General features: G+C 70.4%; 1 protein-coding gene. It reads right to left on the bottom strand.

Features of this window, described 5'->3' with window-relative positions; translation table 11 throughout:
• Window positions 1-3,963: type I polyketide synthase (locus ACZ3H8_RS40685; RefSeq protein ID WP_467410397.1), on the bottom strand; the 3,963-nt coding region annotated here is incomplete at both ends.

The raw sequence follows: 3,963 nt of genomic DNA, 5'->3' as shown, positions 1-3,963 counted from the left end.
GCTGTTGACCGCCGCCACCGATATCTGCCCGCGCCAAGGCTCGATCAACTCCTCCACCTCGGGCCGGGACAACGCCACCGACACCATTCCGCCCTCGCCGGACAGCGAACGGATGGCCAGACTCCGCAACGCCACAATCCGAGCCCCGTCCTCCAGACTCAGTCCCCCCGCGACACAAGCCGCCGCGATCTCCCCCTGACTGTGTCCGACCACTGCGGCAGGCTCCACCCCGTACGAACGCCACACCTCCGCCAGCGACACCATCACCGCCCACAACACCGGCTGCACCACATCCACCCGGTCCAGACCCGGCGCACCCTCAACCCCACGCAACACAGCCGTCAACGACCAGTCGGTGAACGGCCCCAACGCCGCCTCACACTCCGCCAACCGGGCAGCGAAAACCGGCGAGGAATCCAGCAACTCCACCGCCATCCCCACCCACTGAGACCCCTGACCCGGAAAGACGAACACCACATCGGCATCCCCCTCCAGAGCCTCTACATCCCCACAGACAGCACCCGCAGGCATCTCACCGTCAGCCAACCCACGCAGTCCGGCAACCAACGCCCCCCGGTCACCACCGACCACCACCGCCCGATGCTCAAGACCCGCACGCGACACCACCAGCGAATGCCCCACATCCGCCGCCGACAGCCCAGCGCCCTCCACCCACGACGCCAACCGACCCGCCTGCTCCCGCAATGCCGCCGGGGAACGCCCGGAAACCACCCACGGAAGCGCGACCGGGGCCGCCGCCTCCTCTTCGGAGTTGCCCTCCGAGGACTCCTCGTCGGCAGGTTCCGCCCCCGGCGCCTGTTCGATCAGGACGTGCGCATTGGTCCCGCTGCCGCCGAACGACGACACGCCCGCCCGCCTCGGCGCGCCCGTCTCGAGCCACGACACCTCGTCCGTCAGCAGGCGGACGTTCCCCGTCGACCAGTCCACATGCGGTGACGGCTCATCCACGTGCAGCGTCGCCGGCAGCACTCCGTGGCGCAGCGCCTGCACCATCTTCATCACTCCGGCGATGCCGGAAGCGGCCTGTGCATGCCCGATGTTCGACTTGAGCGAGCCGATCCACAGCGGCCGGTCCTCGTCCCGCTCCTGCCCGTACGTGGCGATCAGCGCCTGCGCCTCGATCGGATCGCCCAGCGTCGTCCCCGTACCGTGCGCCTCCACCACATCCACATCACCCGCCGACAGACCCGCATTCGCCAACGCGGCCCGGATCACCCGCTGCTGCGACGGACCATTCGGCGCCGTCAGACCATTCGACGCACCATCCTGATTGATGGCGCTGCCGCGGATCACCGCGAGCACCCGGTGCCCATTGCGCCGGGCATCCGACAGCCGCTCCACCAACAGCACGCCGACGCCCTCGGCCATGCCCATTCCGTCAGCCGCCGCCGCGAACGGCTTGCACCGACCGTCCCGCGCGAGCCCCCGCTGACGGCTGAAGCCCACCAGCCCGATCGGTTCGCTCATCACAGCCGCGGCCCCGGCGATCGCCAGGGAGCACTCCCCCGAGCGCAGCGCCTGTATGGCCAGATGCAGCGACACCAATGACGACGAGCAGCCCGTGTCCAGTGTCACCGCGGGCCCTTCCAGCCCGAGCGTGTACGAGACACGACCGGACGCGATGCTCGTCACCGTGCCGGTGATGAGGTGCCCCTCCAGCCCCTCGGGTGCTTCCACGTTGCCGTACCCCTGGTAGGCGGCCCCGAAGAACACACCGGTCTGGGTGCCCCGCAGCGTCCGGGGGTCGATACCCGCACGCTCCAAGACCTCCCAGGAGGTCTCCAGGAGCAGCCGCTGCTGCGGGTCCATCGCCAGGGCTTCGCGCGGCGAGATCCCGAAGAACTCGGCATCGAAGTCACCGGCTGCGCCGAGGAACCCGCCCTCGCGGGCGTAGCACGTGCCTGTGCGGTCGGGGTCCGGGTCATACATGCCGTCCAGGTCCCAGCCCCGGTCGGTGGGAAACGCGGACACGGCGTCGACCCCGTCCCGAACCAGCCGCCACAGATCCTCGGGCGACCGCACATCACCCGGATAGCGGCAGGCCATGGACACGATCGCGATGGGGTCGTCATCGGCCGGAGCGCCGGCAGTGACGGCCGCGGGGGCAGCTGGTGCGGACAGAGCGCCGCTCTCGCCGACGAGCGTGGTCTCCAGATGCCCGGCAAGCGACTTCACGCTCGGATAGTCGAAGACAACGGTGGCGGGGAGCCTCACTCCGGTTGCCGCGTTGAGCCGGTTGCGCAGCTCCACCGCGGTCAGCGAGTCGAAGCCCAGCTCGCGGAAGGCACGGCCGACCGCGATCTCCGCCGTGTCCGCGTGGCCGAGCACGGCGGCGACCTGCTTGCGTACGAGGTCGGACAGCAGCCGCTCGCGTTCCGTCGGGGCCAGCTCGACAAGCTGGGAACGGAGCGACGCGGAAGTACTCTCGGCATCCCCCGTGTCGGCCTCGTCGGCTTCGAGCGCCCGCAGCACTTCCGGGACCTCGTGCAGCAGCGGGCGGGGATGCGCGGCGGTGAAGACGGGGACGAAGCGTTCCCAGTCGATGTCCGCCACGGCGAGGAACGTCTCATCGTGGTCGAGCGCCTGCTGAAGCCCAAGAACGGCCAGGTGGGGCGACATGAACGGGATGCCGCGCCAGCGCAGTTGGTCCCGCACCACATCGACGGCCATACCGCCGCCCTCCGGGCTCCAGATGCCCCAGGCGATCGACGTCCCCGCCAGACCGCGGGCCCGGCGGTGAGCGGCGAGCGCGTCGACATAGGCATTCGACGCGGCGTACGCGCCGTGGTCACCACTGCCCCACGTACCGGCGACGGACGAGTACAGCACGAAGGCGTCAAGGCCGTCGCGGTCGAACAGGGCGTCGAGGTTGCGGGCGCCGAGCAGCTTGGCGCGGGCCCCCTCGGCGAACTCTTCGAGCGTGGTGTCGACGAGTGGCACGAGAAGGCCGACCCCGGCAGTGTGCACGACGGACCGGATGGGCGGACCGTCGGCCTCGACCTGCGCGACCAGCCCGGCGAGCGCGTCGGCGTCCGTCACATCACAGGCGGCGATGGTGACTCCGACGCCAAGTGCCATCAGCTCGTCACGCAACTCGACCGCACCCGGGGCGTCGAGGCCGCGGCGGCTGGTCAGCAGGAGGTGCTCGGCGCCACTGCGGGCGAGCAGTCGGGCGGTGTGCGCACCGAGGCCACCGGTACCGCCAGTGACCAGGGCTGTTCCGAGTGTACGCCAGGGCGCGCCCGGCTCTCTGTCCAGCGGGGCACGGGTCAGGCGGCGGGCGAACAGTCCGGCGCCGCGGACGGCGAGCTGGTCCTCGTCACCGCCCGTCGCGAGGATCCCGGACAGCAGGGCCGTACCTCGGTCGTCCAACTCGGCGGGCAGGTCGACAAGACCGCCCCACTGCTTGGGGTGCTCCAGGGCGAACACCCGGCCGAGGCCCCAGACCGCCGCTTGGAGGGGGCGTCGCACCGCGTCGTCGTCGGATGAACCTGTGTCAGCGGACTCGGTGGTGAGCAGCCACAGCGGAGCCTCGACTGCTGCGTCGAGGACCGCCTGCATCAGGGCGACGGACTGGATGAGTCCTACGGTGACCTCGGGGCGCTCGGGCAGGGGCCGCTCATCAAGGGCGAGGAGCGAGATGACGCCGCTGGGGACGCCTGCCGTGATGGACTCGCGCAACTGGTCAGCCACGACTCGGCGATCGTTCCGCGAGTCCTGGAGGACAAGAGGTACGGCTTCGGCTCCTCTGTCCCGAATGGTCTTTAGGGTGGACCGTACGAGGTCGTCGTTCTCGTGACCGGCGGGGACGACGACCAGCCAGGTCCCCTCCAACACCCCCTGCTCCGGCTCCGGCTGGGGGCGCCACACGATGCGGTAACGCCACCCGTCCACCGTGCTCCGCTGCTCCCGCTGCCGCCGCCACGACGACAACGCCGGCAA

This window comes from Streptomyces sp. NPDC002868 (assembly GCF_055563295.1).
The sequence above is the reverse complement of the archived record's forward strand: the minus strand, read 5'-3'. Positions and strand labels throughout refer to the sequence as shown.